Source organism: Salegentibacter flavus (genome assembly GCF_900115145.1).
Classification (GTDB): domain Bacteria; phylum Bacteroidota; class Bacteroidia; order Flavobacteriales; family Flavobacteriaceae; genus Salegentibacter; species Salegentibacter flavus.
Genome location: NZ_FOVL01000001.1, coordinates 131,951 through 146,250, shown reverse-complemented (window position 1 = coordinate 146,250; position 14,300 = coordinate 131,951). Strand labels below are relative to the sequence as shown.

General features: G+C 38.9%; 15 protein-coding genes. 10 read left to right on the top strand and 5 right to left on the bottom strand.

The genetic code is table 11. The features are described from left to right. Nucleotides 1–35: 35 nt before the first annotated feature. The 3 genes from infB to rimP are packed head-to-tail and all read right to left on the bottom strand — an operon-like array spanning nucleotide 36 to nucleotide 4,571. Entirely contained in the window at nucleotides 36–2,819 is a 2,784-nt protein-coding gene (gene infB / locus BM266_RS00735) for a translation initiation factor IF-2 (protein ID WP_093404621.1), read from the bottom strand. A 42-nt stretch (nucleotides 2,820–2,861) separates the two neighbouring features. After that, nucleotides 2,862–4,094, bottom strand: coding sequence for a transcription termination factor NusA (nusA, locus tag BM266_RS00730; protein WP_093404618.1), 1,233 nt, complete (start codon nucleotides 4,092–4,094; stop codon nucleotides 2,862–2,864). Between the two features lie 12 nt (nucleotides 4,095–4,106). Next, the gene (rimP, locus tag BM266_RS00725; protein WP_093404616.1) at nucleotides 4,107–4,571 is read right to left on the bottom strand and encodes a ribosome assembly cofactor RimP; all 465 of its coding nucleotides are present in this window, start codon (nucleotides 4,569–4,571) and stop codon (nucleotides 4,107–4,109) included. A gap of 348 nt (nucleotides 4,572–4,919) precedes the next feature. On the opposite strand from rimP, the gene ric reads away from it, so the two are divergent. Continuing rightward, nucleotides 4,920–5,642, top strand: a complete 723-nt coding sequence (gene ric / locus BM266_RS00720; protein WP_093404613.1) for an iron-sulfur cluster repair di-iron protein — start codon at nucleotides 4,920–4,922, stop codon at nucleotides 5,640–5,642. 450 nt (nucleotides 5,643–6,092) lie between these two features. Beyond that, the gene (locus tag BM266_RS00715) at nucleotides 6,093–6,929 is read left to right on the top strand and encodes a universal stress protein (RefSeq protein ID WP_093404610.1); all 837 of its coding nucleotides are present in this window, start codon (nucleotides 6,093–6,095) and stop codon (nucleotides 6,927–6,929) included. Here BM266_RS00715 and BM266_RS00710 read toward each other — a convergent pair. Continuing rightward, nucleotides 6,926–8,443, bottom strand: coding sequence for a hypothetical protein (locus BM266_RS00710; protein WP_093404608.1), 1,518 nt, complete (start codon nucleotides 8,441–8,443; stop codon nucleotides 6,926–6,928). The genes BM266_RS00715 and BM266_RS00710 overlap by 4 nt on opposite strands. A 199-nt stretch (nucleotides 8,444–8,642) precedes the next feature. Between BM266_RS00710 and BM266_RS00705 the strand changes: the two genes are divergently transcribed. The 8 genes from BM266_RS00705 to BM266_RS00670 all read left to right on the top strand — a co-directional run bounded on the left by BM266_RS00705 (nucleotide 8,643) and on the right by BM266_RS00670 (nucleotide 13,451). Continuing rightward, nucleotides 8,643–8,840, top strand: a complete 198-nt coding sequence (locus tag BM266_RS00705) for a hypothetical protein (protein ID WP_245760355.1) — start codon at nucleotides 8,643–8,645, stop codon at nucleotides 8,838–8,840. Nucleotides 8,841–8,973: 133 nt separating this feature from the next. Then, nucleotides 8,974–9,597 carry a metallophosphatase domain-containing protein gene (locus BM266_RS00700; RefSeq protein WP_093404603.1) on the top strand — a complete coding sequence of 208 codons (624 nt, stop codon included), beginning with the start codon at nucleotides 8,974–8,976 and terminating at the stop codon, nucleotides 9,595–9,597. Between the two features lie 213 nt (nucleotides 9,598–9,810). Then, a complete protein-coding gene (locus tag BM266_RS00695; RefSeq protein WP_093404600.1) occupies nucleotides 9,811–10,143 on the top strand; it encodes a hypothetical protein in 333 nt (110 codons plus the stop codon). 139 nt (nucleotides 10,144–10,282) lie between these two features. Continuing rightward, nucleotides 10,283–10,540 carry a DUF3098 domain-containing protein gene (locus BM266_RS00690; RefSeq protein ID WP_093404598.1) on the top strand — a complete coding sequence of 86 codons (258 nt, stop codon included), beginning with the start codon at nucleotides 10,283–10,285 and terminating at the stop codon, nucleotides 10,538–10,540. Nucleotides 10,541–10,546: 6 nt separating this feature from the next. Then, on the top strand, nucleotides 10,547–11,344 hold the full coding sequence (locus BM266_RS00685; protein WP_093404595.1) for an undecaprenyl-diphosphate phosphatase: 798 nt from the start codon (nucleotides 10,547–10,549) through the stop codon (nucleotides 11,342–11,344). Continuing rightward, the gene (gene truB / locus BM266_RS00680; RefSeq protein ID WP_093404593.1) at nucleotides 11,345–12,058 is read left to right on the top strand and encodes a tRNA pseudouridine(55) synthase TruB; all 714 of its coding nucleotides are present in this window, start codon (nucleotides 11,345–11,347) and stop codon (nucleotides 12,056–12,058) included. Between the two features lie 105 nt (nucleotides 12,059–12,163). Then, on the top strand, nucleotides 12,164–12,874 hold the full coding sequence (locus BM266_RS00675) for an energy transducer TonB (protein ID WP_093404590.1): 711 nt from the start codon (nucleotides 12,164–12,166) through the stop codon (nucleotides 12,872–12,874). Beyond that, complete coding sequence (locus BM266_RS00670; RefSeq protein WP_093404587.1) at nucleotides 12,858–13,451, top strand: DNA-3-methyladenine glycosylase I; 594 nt, start codon at nucleotides 12,858–12,860, stop codon at nucleotides 13,449–13,451. The genes BM266_RS00675 and BM266_RS00670 overlap by 17 nt, the downstream gene beginning before the upstream one ends. 1 nt (nucleotide 13,452) lies before the next feature. On the opposite strand, the gene BM266_RS00665 is transcribed toward BM266_RS00670, so the two are convergent. After that, on the bottom strand, nucleotides 13,453–14,220 hold the full coding sequence (locus BM266_RS00665; protein WP_093404584.1) for a sterol desaturase family protein: 768 nt from the start codon (nucleotides 14,218–14,220) through the stop codon (nucleotides 13,453–13,455). Between the last annotated feature and the right edge of the window lie 80 nt (nucleotides 14,221–14,300).

The window sequence follows — 14,300 nt, the reverse complement described above, 5'->3', positions numbered from 1 at the left end:
TTCGAAACAGCTTTTTTTATACTTAAATCCGGAGGTTATTTTAATTTCTTTTTCACCTCAACTTCACGGAATGCTTCTATTACATCGCCTTCTTTAATATCGTTGTAATTTTTCACCTGCATACCACAATCGTATCCTTTGGCAACTTCTTTCACATCTTCTTTGAATCGCTTCAGAGAAGAAAGCTCACCAGTAAAGATTACTACACCATCACGGATAATTCTAATTCTAGAACTCCTGTATATTTTACCGGAAGTAACCATACATCCAGCAATAGTTCCAATTTTAGATATCTTGAAGGTTTCTCTTATCTCAGCAGTACCGGTTATCTCTTCTTTCAGTTCTGGAGAAAGCATACCCTCCATCGCATCTTTAAGATCATTGATCGCATCATAGATAATAGAATAAGTTCTGATATCGATTTCCTCTTTATCGGCAAGTTGTCTGGCGTTTCCGGCAGGTCTTACATTAAATCCGATAATAACCGCATCAGATGCTGAAGCCAGCAGCACATCACTTTCTGTAATAGCACCTACGCCTTTATGGATAATATTTACCTGGATTTCTTCAGTAGACAGTTTCAGGAAGCTATCGGTAAGAGCCTCTACAGATCCATCAACATCACCTTTCAGTATAATATTAAGTTCTTTAAATTCTCCTAACGCAATTCGGCGCCCAATTTCATCAAGCGTAATATGGCGCTGTGTTCTAACAGATTGCTCACGTTGCAGTTGAGTACGCTTGGCAGCAATGTCTTTGGCTTCACGCTCATCGGCCATTACCTTGAACTTATCACCAGCCTGCGGTGCTCCATCAAGCCCCAATATGGATACGGGAGTAGAAGGCCCGGCCTCTTTGACTTCGTGGCCACGCTCATCGTGCATCGCCTTAATCTTACCACTATGTCTTCCAGCAAGTACATAATCTCCAATCTTAAGAGTTCCTGTTTGTACCAGGATTGTGGATACATAACCTCTACCTTTATCCAAATAGGATTCTACAACCGTTCCGGTTGCAATTTTATCAGGGTTGGCTTTTAATTCCAGTATTTCGGCTTCAAGAAGTACTTTTTCAAGCAATTCTTCAACTCCGGTTCCTGTTTTTGCTGAAATATCGTGTGACTGCACTTTACCTCCCCAGTCTTCAACAAGAAGATTCATTGCAGCTAATTTCTCTTTAATTTTTTCAGGGTTTGCTGTAGGAAGATCAGATTTATTTATGGCAAACACGATAGGAACTCCCGCTGCCTGGGCGTGAGAAATAGCCTCTTTTGTTTGTGGCATTACATCATCATCTGCAGCGATTACAATAATAGCAATATCTGTTACCTGTGCACCACGAGCACGCATCGCCGTAAAGGCTTCGTGACCGGGAGTATCCAGGAATGTCATTCTTTCACCATTCTTTAACTCTACGCTATAAGCTCCAATGTGCTGGGTAATCCCACCACTCTCACCAGCGATAACATTCTCTTTACGTATGTAATCCAGTAAGGAGGTTTTACCGTGGTCTACGTGACCCATAACGGTTACAATAGGCGCTCTTTCTTTAAGATCTTCAGGGTTTTCAACTACCTCTTCGGTTGTTTCCTCAATATCTGCAGTTACGAAATCTACTTCATAACCAAATTCATCTGCTACAATAGAAAGTGTTTCTGCATCAAGACGCTGATTCATTGTCACCATCATTCCAAGCGACATACAGGCCGAAATAACCTTAGTCACCGGAACATCCATCATTGTTGCGACTTCACTTACCGTAACAAACTCGGTTACCTTAAGCACCTTACTTGATGATTCCTGTTCTGCCAAATCGTCTTCTGAACGTTGGCGGTGTTGATCTCTTTTATCTCTACGGTATTTGGCCCCTTTTCCTTTTCCGGATTTACCTTGAAGTTTTTCAAGGGTTTCACGTACCTGCTTTTGTACTTCTTCTTCGCTAGGCTCTTCTTTTGAAATTGGCCTTGCGCGTTTACGTCCTCCGGCAGCAGCACCAGCTCCTCCTTTTCTAGCCGTTTGGCCCGGAGCTCCGGGTTTAGCATCCTTACTTATACGACGACGACGCTTCTTGCGCTTATCTTTTTTATCGTCTTCGGCTTTTTTATCTTCTTTTTTCTTTTCGGGCTTTTTAAACTTAGAAAGATCTATTTTTTCACCAGTAAAATTAGGTCCGTTAAGCTTGGTGTATTTGGTTCTAATTGTAGAGTCTTCTTCCTCTTCAGGCTTGGCTGGTGTTTCCTTAACAGGTTCTGGAGATTTTTCTTCAGCAGCAGGTTTAGATTCCTGAATAGGCTCGGGCTGGGCTTCCTCTTTCTTCTCTTCTGCTTTTTGCGCTTTAGGTTTCTCTACTTCTTTCTTTTCTACCTTTTCTTCTTTCTCTTCCTCTTTCTTCCCGGTGGGCTCTTCGGGCTTCGCAGGTTCTTCTTTTTTAGGAGCTTCAGACTTTTTATCAAGATCTATCTTACCTACTTTTTTAGGGCCGGCAAGCTTAGCTTTAGAAGAAATCACCTCTTCCTTCTCCCGCTCTTTCTCTTTGTCTTCTTCAAGCTTGCGCTTCTCTTCCTGCTCTTTTTCGCGGGCTATACGCAGCTCTTCCTTTTCTTTACGCTTTTCTTCACCGACTTCTTTTGAAGCTACTTTCTTACTTTTATCGGTTTCGAATTCATCAGACAGCACCTGATAAATCTCAGGGGAGATCTTAGTAGTAGGACGCGCCTCAATATCGTGACCTTTGGAATTAAGAAATTCCACAGCCCGGTCTAACGAAATATTGAATTCACGTAAAACTTTGTTTAATCGCATTGTTTTTGCTTCAGCCATAAATTGCCCTCTAAATTAACCTGTATTCTATTCTATTTATTCTTATTCTTCGAATTCATCTCTCAACACCCGGATAACAGCACGAATGGTTTCTTCTTCCAAATCGGTACGACGCACCAGGTCATCCAAATCCTGTTCCAAAATACTTTTTGCAGTATCAAGGCCGATCTTAGAGAATTCTTTTATTACCCAGTCTTCAATTTCATCGGAGAATTCATTTAACTCAACATCTTCTTCAACACCTTCCCTAAATACATCAATCTCGTAACCGGTTAACTGCCCCGCAAGTCTGATGTTATGTCCTCCGCGGCCAATGGCTTTAGAAACCTCTTCAGGTCTAAGCATTACCTCGGCGGTTTTATTTTCTTCATCCAGTTTCATAGAGGTGATCTTAGCGGGACTTAAGGCCCTTGTAATAAATAACTGGTCGTTATTGGTGTAATTAATCACATCTATATTTTCATTGCCCAATTCACGGACAATACTGTGTATTCTTGAACCCTTCATCCCCACACAGGCCCCAACCGGGTCTATCCTGTCGTCATAAGAATCTACGGCTACCTTTGCTTTTTCACCTGGAACTCTCACCACCTTTTTAATGGTGATTAGACCATCAAAAACTTCAGGTATTTCCTGCTCAAAGAGCTTTTCAAGGAAACCGGGAGCGGTTCTTGAGAGAATTATACTCGGTTTATTTCCCTTAAGCTCCACGCTTTCGATGATTCCTCTTACGTTTTCTCCTTTTCTGAAGAAATCTGAAGGAATCTGGCGGTCTTTTGGAAGAATGATCTCATTCCCTTCGTCATCCAGTAAAATTATCGCTCTGTGGCGTATATGATGAACTTCAGCAGTATAAATTTCGCCTTCAAGATCTTTAAAGTGCTTATAGATATTAGTGTTATCGTGTTCGTGAATCTTAGAGATAAGATTTTGACGCAAGGCCAGTATAGCACGACGCCCAAGGTCTACAAGTTTTACTTCTTCTGAAACATCTTCACCAACTTCAAAATCAGGTTCTATTTTTCGGGCTTCAGTAAGAGAAATTTCCTGGTTCGGATCCTCAACTTCACCATCGGCAACCACAACTCGGTTTCTCCAAATCTCAAGATCCCCTTTATCTGGGTTTACAATAATATCAAAATTATCGTCTTCACCATATTTTTTCTTCAATGCGTTTCTGAAAACTTCTTCCAGAATCGCCATCAGGGTAACTCTATCTATAAGCTTATCATCCTTAAACTCTGAAAATGACTCAATCAAAGCGATATTTTCCATATCAATTTGCGGTTAAAATGTTATAATAACTTTTGCTTCTACAATCTCTGAATACGGGATCACGGCTTCTTTTTCGACCGTGTGCTTACCTTTACCTACCGGCTTGGGTTCCCTTGTTTTCCAGTTCAATGTAATATCCTGCTCTGTTGCCTGGCTTAAATCCCCCTCAATAGTTTCAGAAGTGGTCTTTATCTTTACTTTTCTGCCAATGTTCTTTCTGTATTGCCTTGGTAACCGAAGTGGCTCTGAAACACCGGCCGAACTAACCTCAAGAGAAAAATCTACTTCCTCTCTGTCCAGATTATGTTCAATCTGGCGACTCACGGCTATACAATCATTTACAGAAACGCCCTGGTCTCCATCTATGATCACCGAAATATGATTATTGGAAGGGTTAACTTCAAGGCTTATTAAAAATAAAGAATTATTCTCTTCTAAAGCTTCCTTCAGCAATTTTTCTACTTTATCCTGCAACATAGCTTATAAAAAGAGGGGACTTTCGTCCCCTCGCTGTACTTTTTTAGTTTCAACGATGCAAATATAATAATAAAATCGGAGATAGAAAACCACACCCCCAATCAAATTTAAGGCACTTCATAAAATAAGGTTTTCATTTTTAAAGCTTTAGCAAAAACCATTCATCTATCTATAAGCATTTGTACCATTTTAGATTCATTCAGCTTTTAATTCCTTCTGGATGTGAATTTTATCATTATGACCTGACTCATAAACAGACAGGTCCTTAATAACCACCTTTGTATCAATAAGATCAAAAATTGCATATCCACTTATTTAAAAATATCTATTAACATAAACACCTGAATTATGGAAAACTTAAAAACAAAGACCGTAGCCCAAATGGTTACCGAAAACATTGACACAGCCCACGTTTTCAAAAAGCATGGAATTGACTTTTGTTGCGGCGGAAACATACCTGTTACAAAGGCCTGTGAAAATGCTAACGTAGATTACTCTACTCTTGAGCTTGAATTGCTAAATGTCAATCCTACAGCAAGCAGGGCGAACAATTACAACAGCTGGGATCTGGATTTTCTAACAGACCATATCATTAATGTGCATCACACTTACGTTGAAGAAAATATCCCGCTTCTTTTGCAATACTCGGCAAAAGTAACCACGGTTCATGGACATCACGCTCCCGAATTAAATGAAATACACGATCTGGTTTCGGAAGTGGCCGGAGAGTTAAGTGCCCATATGAAGAAAGAAGAACTCATCCTTTTCCCCTTTATCAAGAAACTGGTACAGGCGAAACGAGAGGAAACTGAAGCTCCTAAACCTCATTTTGGCACAGCAGATAACCCTATTAAAATGATGGAAGCAGAACACGAAACTGCAGGGGAATTATTGAGAAAAATCTCGGTTTTAAGCAATAATTACACCCCCCCTGAATTTGCGTGCAACACTTATAAGGCGTTCTATTCTAAGCTGGAAGAATTCGAGCAGGACCTGCACCAGCACGTTCACCTGGAAAACAACATCCTTTTCCCTAAAACTCTGGAACTAGAAAAAGAATTAAATAATTAATCCTTATTTAGAGGGTGTTTTAGCCGAATCGCCGGTTATTAAAACAAAAAAAAGAGACAGGTCCATCGCGTCCTGTCTCTTCTTTTTGAAACAATATTTATAGAACACGCCAGGATTGTGGCTAAATGCGCATAGGCGCCATTGATCTTTATAATATATTAGGAGGCCAGAAGTCCCAGCGCCAAAACAGCTATAAAGAATATATAAACCCAATATGCCCGTGTACTCCTATTTAGATTTTCCATAACTCCATCTCTTAATTGCCCTTCAAATAACCAGAATTATCAGCCAACTTAAACTGACTAAGGTCATATAAACCAAAAATCCAATCCTCTAAGCTCTGGCTTTTCTACTATTGGATTCAGTAATATTTAAAAGTAAAATTCCTGTACATATTTTTTTTGTACATTTAATAATATCTTTATTATCAACTTATAGGTTTGCATCCTCATGAAAAAAATACTCGTTCCCACAGATTTTTCCGATCAGGCTGAAAATGCACTTAAGGTAGCCGCTCAACTCGCTCGTAAATTCGATAGTGAAATTTATCTTTTACATATGCTGGAATTACCATTACAGCTTATAGATCCTGTGCAGGGAAGCAATACTCACAACCTTCCTGAATCCATATTCTTCATGAAACTCGCGCACCAGCGATTCGCAAAATTAATGGCAAAACCCTATCTAAAAGATTTAAATGTAAAGGAAACCGTATTATTTCATCAGGCCTTTGAAGGCATAAAAGAAGTGAGTGAAGAAAGGGAATGCGACCTTATTGTTATGGGCTCACATGGAGCCAGTGGCTTTAAGGAAATGTTTATTGGAAGTAATACAGAAAAAGTTGTTCGTTCCTCCGAAATCCCCGTCCTGGTTATAAAAAGGGATCAACCTGAATTTAAGGTTGAAGATTTTGTCTTTGCCACCGATGCCGATGAAGCCAACCGCCACACCTTAAAACACGCAGATGAAATCGCCAAAAAGCTATCGGCCAATCTACACCTTTTATTCATTAACACGCCTAATAATTTCATAACCAGCAAAGAAGCTTATGAAATGTTGGAAAGATTCATCAAGGGTTCTGAGGTGGATGGAGATAAGATAAAATTGCATGTTTATAACGATACCAGCGTAGAAAAAGGTATTCTTAATTTCGCACGTAATATGAATGCCGGATTAATTGGGATAAGTACCCACGGCCGAAAAGGTATCGCACATTTCTTTAATGGAAGTGTGAGCGAAGACCTGGTAAACCACGCCAACCGGCCCGTTGTCACTTTCAGAATTTAAAAAAAGGATTTTAGGGCCCCGGCCCGGATCATTTTCCAAAGATAATTCCAGAAAGATCGGGTTTTATCCCGGGTGACTTCAATTTGTTTTTGCACAACATCTTCAGAAATCGCATCTTTATTCATTATAAGATTTGCCAGGGCAGACAGCAACTTGTTTTTTCGCCTTCCATCCTTGCGAAGCACTTCCACCTTAAAATCTTTATAAACCAGCCTCATATCGCCTAAAGCTTCTGTGTGGTTTCCGGAATAATTAAATGCCATATCTTCTATCGAACCCTTGGCCAAAACGTTCATTGCTGGCTTCATAAACCGGTTCATTGCTTCTTCAGAAATTCTATTCATATCTCCCGAAATATTAAATCGGTCATTTTTATTCTGAATATTAATTCTCCAATTCACGCTAAGATTTGCCTCCTGCATAAACAAGGTTTTCACATCAACTTCAGTAGACTTAAAATCTTTAGCCTGCATATTTATATTAGACAAGTTGTAAATACTGGCATCCAGGTTGCTGAAATCTACCTCTCCGGGAGACCGGTCACCATCTATTAACTCTTCATATTTTATGTAAGAATTAATCACTCTAATGGTGTCCAGCTTTAATTTAAACGGAAGCCTCCTGATCATTTCACTGTACATTTTCTTTTGCCGGGTATCGTCAGGCTGCAACTTATCCCTATACACCTCAAGGTTTGCATTTTTAATCTTCACTAGAGGATTCTCTATGGAAAGACTATCGTTTTCAAACTTCCATTTTAAATTACTAAAAATCACTTCTTCCACCACCAATTCAAAGCGATCGAGTTCGTACGGAATATGCTGCTGGAATTCCTGTTTACCATAAACAGGAATAATCCTGAAATCATTAAACACCGAATGGCCTTCTTCAATATTCATCTTTCCCAAACTTATATTATGCCTTGGGTCAAGCTTAAAAAAAATCGAATCTCCTTTAAAAACATAATCTTTATACTGAAATGGAATGGTATTATTTACACTGCTGGAATCTAACTGAAAATCAAGGATCTTCAGATGATTAAATTTTGTAAACAGAGAATTCTCTGCGGAATCATTTTCGATTATGGCCAGCTCTCCGTTTTTTATCTGAAGTCTTTTTATTAAAATATTCTCTTTGAACCCTGAAGAAGTGGCGTCCCCACTGCTTTTTGATTTTTTGCTTTTATTAATTATAAAACTGGGGCCATCCAGGCTTACTTCTCCAATTTCTAAATCTTTATCTGTAAGATATTTAAATATCTCAATATTATTAAGACTAAGTTTTTCTGCTTTAAAGCTTTTTCCATTCACGGAAAAAGAAGGAGATTCAAGTGTAGCTTTTCTGCTAAGGAGGTTTACGTCAAGTTCTTCATAGTTTAAATTAATTTGCGATGTTGCATCTTGAATTCCTTTTTTCAATTTTTCTTCAGCAAAATTATTCAGCGCAAATAGAATAAGGGCTAGTAGTATTATTCCAGTAATGATGTAGAGAAATATCTTTGAGCTTTTCTTCAAAATTATAAATTTATTTAAACCAATTTACAATTCTAAAGAACCACTCCTGAAGCGTTTAAGAGATTTTAACTTAAAAATTTAACCGTCACATTTCTACATCGTTAAATTTAAGTCAAACATTTAAATTCTGAATTTTGGAGGGGTTTTTGGTTATATCTTTGAACCAAATCAAGAAGAAAAAATGTTTTTAAAATTCAGTGTGAAAATATTATTTATAGCTATAGAGATCTTTCTTGGATTTTATAGCCTGGTAGTTAGCGACAGTTTGCTGGTCAAATTCCTGTTCTTTGCCGTAACCGCACTGATTGTAGCTTTTGGCATAACCAAATTAATCACTAAACTACTTCCTATAGATAAAGATTATACTTCTCCCGAAATTGAAGAGGAAGAAAAGTAAGACCTGGTGACAGCGATTTTTGAGTGAAGTGAAGATGAGGAACCTTTTTGAGGAATCGTTGTTACAGAGAAATCCGGTGAAAAACTCACCGGATTTTTTTATCTTTTGAACTTTAAAACCTCTCCTATTTTCAATGAAGCTGGTATGCATTGGTGATACTCATAACAAACACCAGGAAATTAATATCCCCAATGGAGATGTATTAATCCATGTAGGAGATTTTACCGAAGCTGGAACCAAACACGAAACTCTGGATTTTTTAGAATGGTTTTCAGAGCGACCTCATAAGCATAAAATTTTCATCGCAGGTAATCACGATTTCTTCATGGAAAAATCAGGCCTTTCTGAATTTCCTGAACTCCCTCCAGATGTTTTCTATCTCGAAGACGAAGGAGTTGAGATTGAGGGTGTGAAATTTTGGGGGTCTCCCGTAACCCCCGGTAATGGCACCTGGGCATTTAACCGTAAACGTGGAAAACAAATACGTTCACACTGGAATAAGATTCCAGGAGATACGCAGGTATTAATCACACATACTCCACCCTATAGTATAAAAGACAGACTTAGCAACAAACGTCATATTGGCTGCGAAGAACTTTTTAAGAGGGTCAAGCAGCTGCAACTACCCTTACATATATTTGGCCATATTCATAACAACTATGGCAAAACCCGGATTTCTCCTACTACTTATATAAATGCCTCAAGCCTTGACGACCAGTATCGATTCCACCATTCCCCGATAATTTTTGAAGTTTAAAAGCATTTTACCCAATTTTCCTTAAAACCGTGTAAGAATACACTTACTTCAAACTATTACAACACTTAAGGAACCTTAAAAACATCTCTTAAAGGAGTTAAACTTTTATTAATCAAAAGACTATTAGTTTTTTTTTAACACCAAATAAACAAGCTAATACTAATTTAGCCTGTGTAAGATAAAGATTACTAACCAAAATAACCATTCTTAATTATGAATACGATTACGTCGCCAAGTCACATTATTGATGAAGTTAAGAATTTGATCACTTATAGTATTTCCAATCCCGAAATTGAAATGACTAATTTCAATACTATGCACCGGGCTATTATAAAAAAATATTTTGAGGCCAAGAATGTAAAGATCAATTATGCCAAACAAACGGTGGAAATGCAAATCCCCGTTGGCAAAAGACAATATACCAGCATTACTTTTGAATGTCAGAATCTCCAACGATTTTTAAAAGCTTGTATAAGAAAAGACGAAAAGAGCCTGGAATTTTACCAAAGCTTGCTTACACACTACAACGTAACGCACGCTGCCTAAAATAGAAAAATAAACCAAAAGACACAAAGCTGCCGGCCCAAACCCGCAGCTTTTTTTATGACTCTATTATAAAATAAATCCTTTCAGCCCTAGTTACATAATTTTAATTAATTTTGAATCCCCTAAACCAGGAGCCATTATGCAGAAAAAAGAAAAGGAACTGAATAAACCCGAACAGCATTTCATTTTTGGTAAAAAGAACTACACCTATATGTTCATTGGCCTGGCCGTGATTGCCCTGGGGTTCATTTTAATGTCTGGCGGGGGAAGCGAAGATCCTAATGAATTTAACGACGCTATTTATAATTTCAGGCGTATACGGCTTGCACCTACTTTGGTTCTCTTGGGCTTCGCAATTGAAGTTTATGCTATTTTATTGAATCCTCACAAAAAATAACCACCCTTGAACGAATTTGATGCTGCAATTCTTGGAGTAATCCAGGGACTCACCGAATTTTTACCGGTATCATCCAGTGGCCATCTGGAACTGGGAAAAGCAATTTTAGGAGATACAAGTGTACCCGAGGAATCTCTATTATTTACTGTGGTTTTGCATTTTGCTACCGCTCTGAGCACCTTGGTAGTTTTTAAAAAAGATGTAGTCGAAATATTTCGCGGACTTTTCCAGTTTAAATGGAATGAAGAAACCGAGTTTTCAGCAAAAATTATCATTTCTATGATTCCCGCTGCTTTTATCGGGTTTTATTTTGAAGATGAATTGGAATCTCTTTTTGGAGGAAACGTGTTGTTTGTTGGATTTATGCTCATAATAACCGCGCTTCTACTATGGCTGGCAGATAAGGCTAAAAACACCCAGAAAAAAGTGAGCTTCTCTAATGCGTTTGTTATAGGAGTCTCCCAGGCAATATCAATCCTGCCGGGAATTTCCAGAAGTGGTGCAACTATTTCAACTTCAGTTTTACTGGGTAACGATAAAACCAAAGCTGCCCGTTTTTCATTTTTGATGGTGGTTCCTCTTATTGTGGGAAAGATCGTTAAAGATCTGTTAGATGGCAACCTTGCGGAAAGCACCACAGAAGCTTCAGTACTTATTGTAGGTTTTATCGCAGCTTTTATTGCGGGGCTTGCAGCATGCACCTGGATGATTACTTTGGTTAAAAAAAGTAAACTCTCCTATTTCGCCATTTATTGTTTTGTGGTAGGTGTCGCAGCAATTATCTTCGGATATTATAATTATTAAATGGAACAAGAACAGTTCACACCAGAAGACTTTAAAACAGGCCAGATACTTTTATTCGATAAGCCCCTTGGATGGACCTCCTTCCAACTGGTTAATAAAGTGCGATGGCTTATAAGGAAAAGCTGTGGCATAAAAAAAATCAAGGTAGGCCACGCCGGGACGCTTGATCCTCTTGCCAGCGGACTTCTGATTATTTGCACGGGAAAGTTCACAAAAAGAATTCAGGAACTGCAAGGGCAGGAAAAAGAATATACCGGGACTATCAGCCTGGGTTCTACAACTCCTTCTTATGATCTGGAGACCGAAGTTGATCAGGAATTTCCTGTAGATCATATCACCGAAGAAGATCTTAACCAGGCAGTTTTAAAGTTTACAGGAGAATTTGAACAAAGGCCTCCGGTTTTTTCAGCATTAAAGAAAGAAGGCAAAAGACTCTATGAATTTGCCAGGAAAGGCGAAGAGGTGAAAATCAACACCCGGCCGGTAGAAATAAGTGAATTTGAGATTGATTCCAGCAGGTTTCCGGAAATAGACTTCAGAGTGGTTTGCAGCAAAGGAACATACATTCGCAGTTTGGCTCATGACTTCGGAAAAGCACTTAACAGCGGAGCACATCTTTCAGCATTAAGACGAACCCGTATTGGAGAATATAGCGTTGAAAATTCCTTCAGTGTAGAATCCTTTCAGAATTTCTTACCTTCACAAGAAAACTAATAAGCCGAACCTTTACCTTGTTTTCCGGCACAATTATTTAAGTATCTAAACAAGAAAATCACAACAAAGCTGAAATAAAAACCTTCCAGCTGAGTTTTAAATGCAATGGATTTTTTTGACAGACATAAAGCCCTGATTATAACTATACTGTTCTGCTCGGTGGTAGTACTGGCTTTACATGTTTTTACATTATCTCAAAAGCAAAAACAAATAAGCGAGATGATTGTAGATCTTGAAAGTTTTGAGCAGGAAGAGGAAGAAATACCGGAGCCTGAGGAGGAAAACCCAGAACCCCCACAATCCACAACTCAGGAAACTCATCGTGCTTTTGATGAAAACCAAGAAGCCCGGCAGGAAAACTTTGAACGGGAATTAGAGGAAATATTCGAAAAGAACAGCGCTCAAAGCAAGGAAACTTCAGAGAATGAAAATGAATCGGAAGACGGGGAATATAATCTGCAAAAATCATCTCAAAAAAAACAGCAGGCTTCTCACGGAAATGAGGCGTCACAAAAAATTTCAACCCAGTCCGGCAGCCTAAGAAATAGCTCGATTTCCTTTTCTTTGAAAGGACGGAATGCCGTTAATATCCCTAACCCTGTCTATACCTGTGACCGGGCTGGCAGAGTGGTAATCAATATTCGTGTTGATGCCGGCGGGCGGGTTTTCGAAACTTCGGTTAACAAAGCGAGTTCAACCACCTCAAATCAATGTCTAATCGATAATGCCCTGCAATACGCTGCCGATGCCGTTTTTAGTCAGCTCCCCGGCAGGGATAACCAACCAGGAACTATAACCTATGAATTCCAGCCTTAAGAAGAAAAAACACCGCTGCGGATGGTGCGAAGGCGATTCTTTGTATGAAGCCTATCATGATGAAGAATGGGGCGTGCCCGTTTACGATGACCAAACGATTTTTGAATTCCTTACCCTGGAAACCTTTCAGGCAGGTTTAAGCTGGATCACGGTGTTGCGGAAAAGAGAGAATTTCCGCGAGGCTTTTGATGATTTCGACTATAAAAAGATCGCAGTTTATTCTGAAGAAAAAATCCTTGAGCTCCTTGATAATCCCGGGATAATTCGGAATAAACTAAAAGTACGCTCGGCGGTTAACAACGCCCAGGCTTTTATGAAAATCCAGGAAGAGTATGGAAGCTTCAGTAAATACATCTGGAGTTTTGTGAATGAGAAACCCATTCAGAATAAAGTTAAAAACTACAAAGAAGCCCCGCCAACCACTGAAATCAGCGATAAATTAAGCAAAGATCTTAAAAAACAGGGATTCAAATTTGTGGGTTCTACGGTGATTTATGCGCATATGCAAGCTACCGGAATGGTGAATGACCACGAAATCCAGTGCTTCAGATATAAAGAGATACATCCCGATTTATAGGCTAAGTTTCACTTTCAGGGGTTTCCATTTTTGGACTTTCTGTTCCCATTAATTTATCCCAGAAGGTAAAGTATAATCCGTAATTGGTATTGAATTCGGCGTGGTGATAATGATGGTGGGTGGCACCGATGAATAATTTACCAAACCAACTTTTTTGAAATTTTTCAGGGTAGACCTCAATATCTAAATGATTAATCACGCTGCTGAGAGTCATTAGAAGTAGATAAAAGGCCAGCACATAGATATTAACCGGAATAATTAGCAGGATTACTGGCAGAATAATCGCTTCCAGTAAGCTCTCCCAGGGATGAAAGGAAAAAGCCGTCCAGGGGGTGGGTGTTAAGCTATCGTGATGCACCTTGTGTACGGCTTTGTAGATGCGGGGATGATGCATCCAACGGTGCACCCAGTAATAATAAGTTTCGTGAATTAGGAGGATTAAGATGAGGCTTACCGGTAAATACCAGTAACCAAATTCTTCGGGTGGAAGGTAAATAGCGGTGAGATCCTTCGTCCATAACCAATACAGGATCGTCCCCGCCAAAGCAAAGATCAACGAAGCTTTTATGCTCCAAATGATTTCTTTTTTTAATTGACCTTTTTTAGCGCTTCGTCTACTTAACTTCTTAGCATTAAATTTTCCAAAATTCCATACGTAATAGTAATAGTAAAAAATTCCAGCGGCAAGAAAATACCTGAATACGATGGCGAAAAAGAAAATCGTCAGGTATAAAAGAAATATGGTGCCTGTATTAATTTCGGGAAACATAGATTCACTGCTAAGTATTAAATTTACATAATTCGATGTTTATTCTTACCAAATTCCTCACTTCTCCAAAAGAAAAATTT

What these genes read in the sequence shown, in the direction of transcription:
- BM266_RS00715 (WP_093404610.1), top strand. Translation starts at nt 6,093, where the DNA reads ATGAAAAAAATACTCGTTCCCACAGATTTTTCCGATCAGGCTGAAAAT.
- BM266_RS00695 (WP_093404600.1), top strand. Translation starts at nt 9,811, where the DNA reads ATGAATACGATTACGTCGCCAAGTCACATTATTGATGAAGTTAAGAAT.
- ric (WP_093404613.1), top strand. Translation starts at nt 4,920, where the DNA reads ATGGAAAACTTAAAAACAAAGACCGTAGCCCAAATGGTTACCGAAAAC.
- BM266_RS00670 (WP_093404587.1), top strand. Translation starts at nt 12,858, where the DNA reads ATGAATTCCAGCCTTAAGAAGAAAAAACACCGCTGCGGATGGTGCGAA.
- rimP (WP_093404616.1), bottom strand. Translation starts at nt 4,571, where the DNA reads ATGTTGCAGGATAAAGTAGAAAAATTGCTGAAGGAAGCTTTAGAAGAG.
- BM266_RS00675 (WP_093404590.1), top strand. Translation starts at nt 12,164, where the DNA reads ATGGATTTTTTTGACAGACATAAAGCCCTGATTATAACTATACTGTTC.
- BM266_RS00690 (WP_093404598.1), top strand. Translation starts at nt 10,283, where the DNA reads ATGCAGAAAAAAGAAAAGGAACTGAATAAACCCGAACAGCATTTCATT.
- nusA (WP_093404618.1), bottom strand. Translation starts at nt 4,094, where the DNA reads ATGGAAAATATCGCTTTGATTGAGTCATTTTCAGAGTTTAAGGATGAT.
- BM266_RS00665 (WP_093404584.1), bottom strand. Translation starts at nt 14,220, where the DNA reads ATGTTTCCCGAAATTAATACAGGCACCATATTTCTTTTATACCTGACG.
- infB (WP_093404621.1), bottom strand. Translation starts at nt 2,819, where the DNA reads ATGGCTGAAGCAAAAACAATGCGATTAAACAAAGTTTTACGTGAATTC.
- truB (WP_093404593.1), top strand. Translation starts at nt 11,345, where the DNA reads ATGGAACAAGAACAGTTCACACCAGAAGACTTTAAAACAGGCCAGATA.
- BM266_RS00700 (WP_093404603.1), top strand. Translation starts at nt 8,974, where the DNA reads ATGAAGCTGGTATGCATTGGTGATACTCATAACAAACACCAGGAAATT.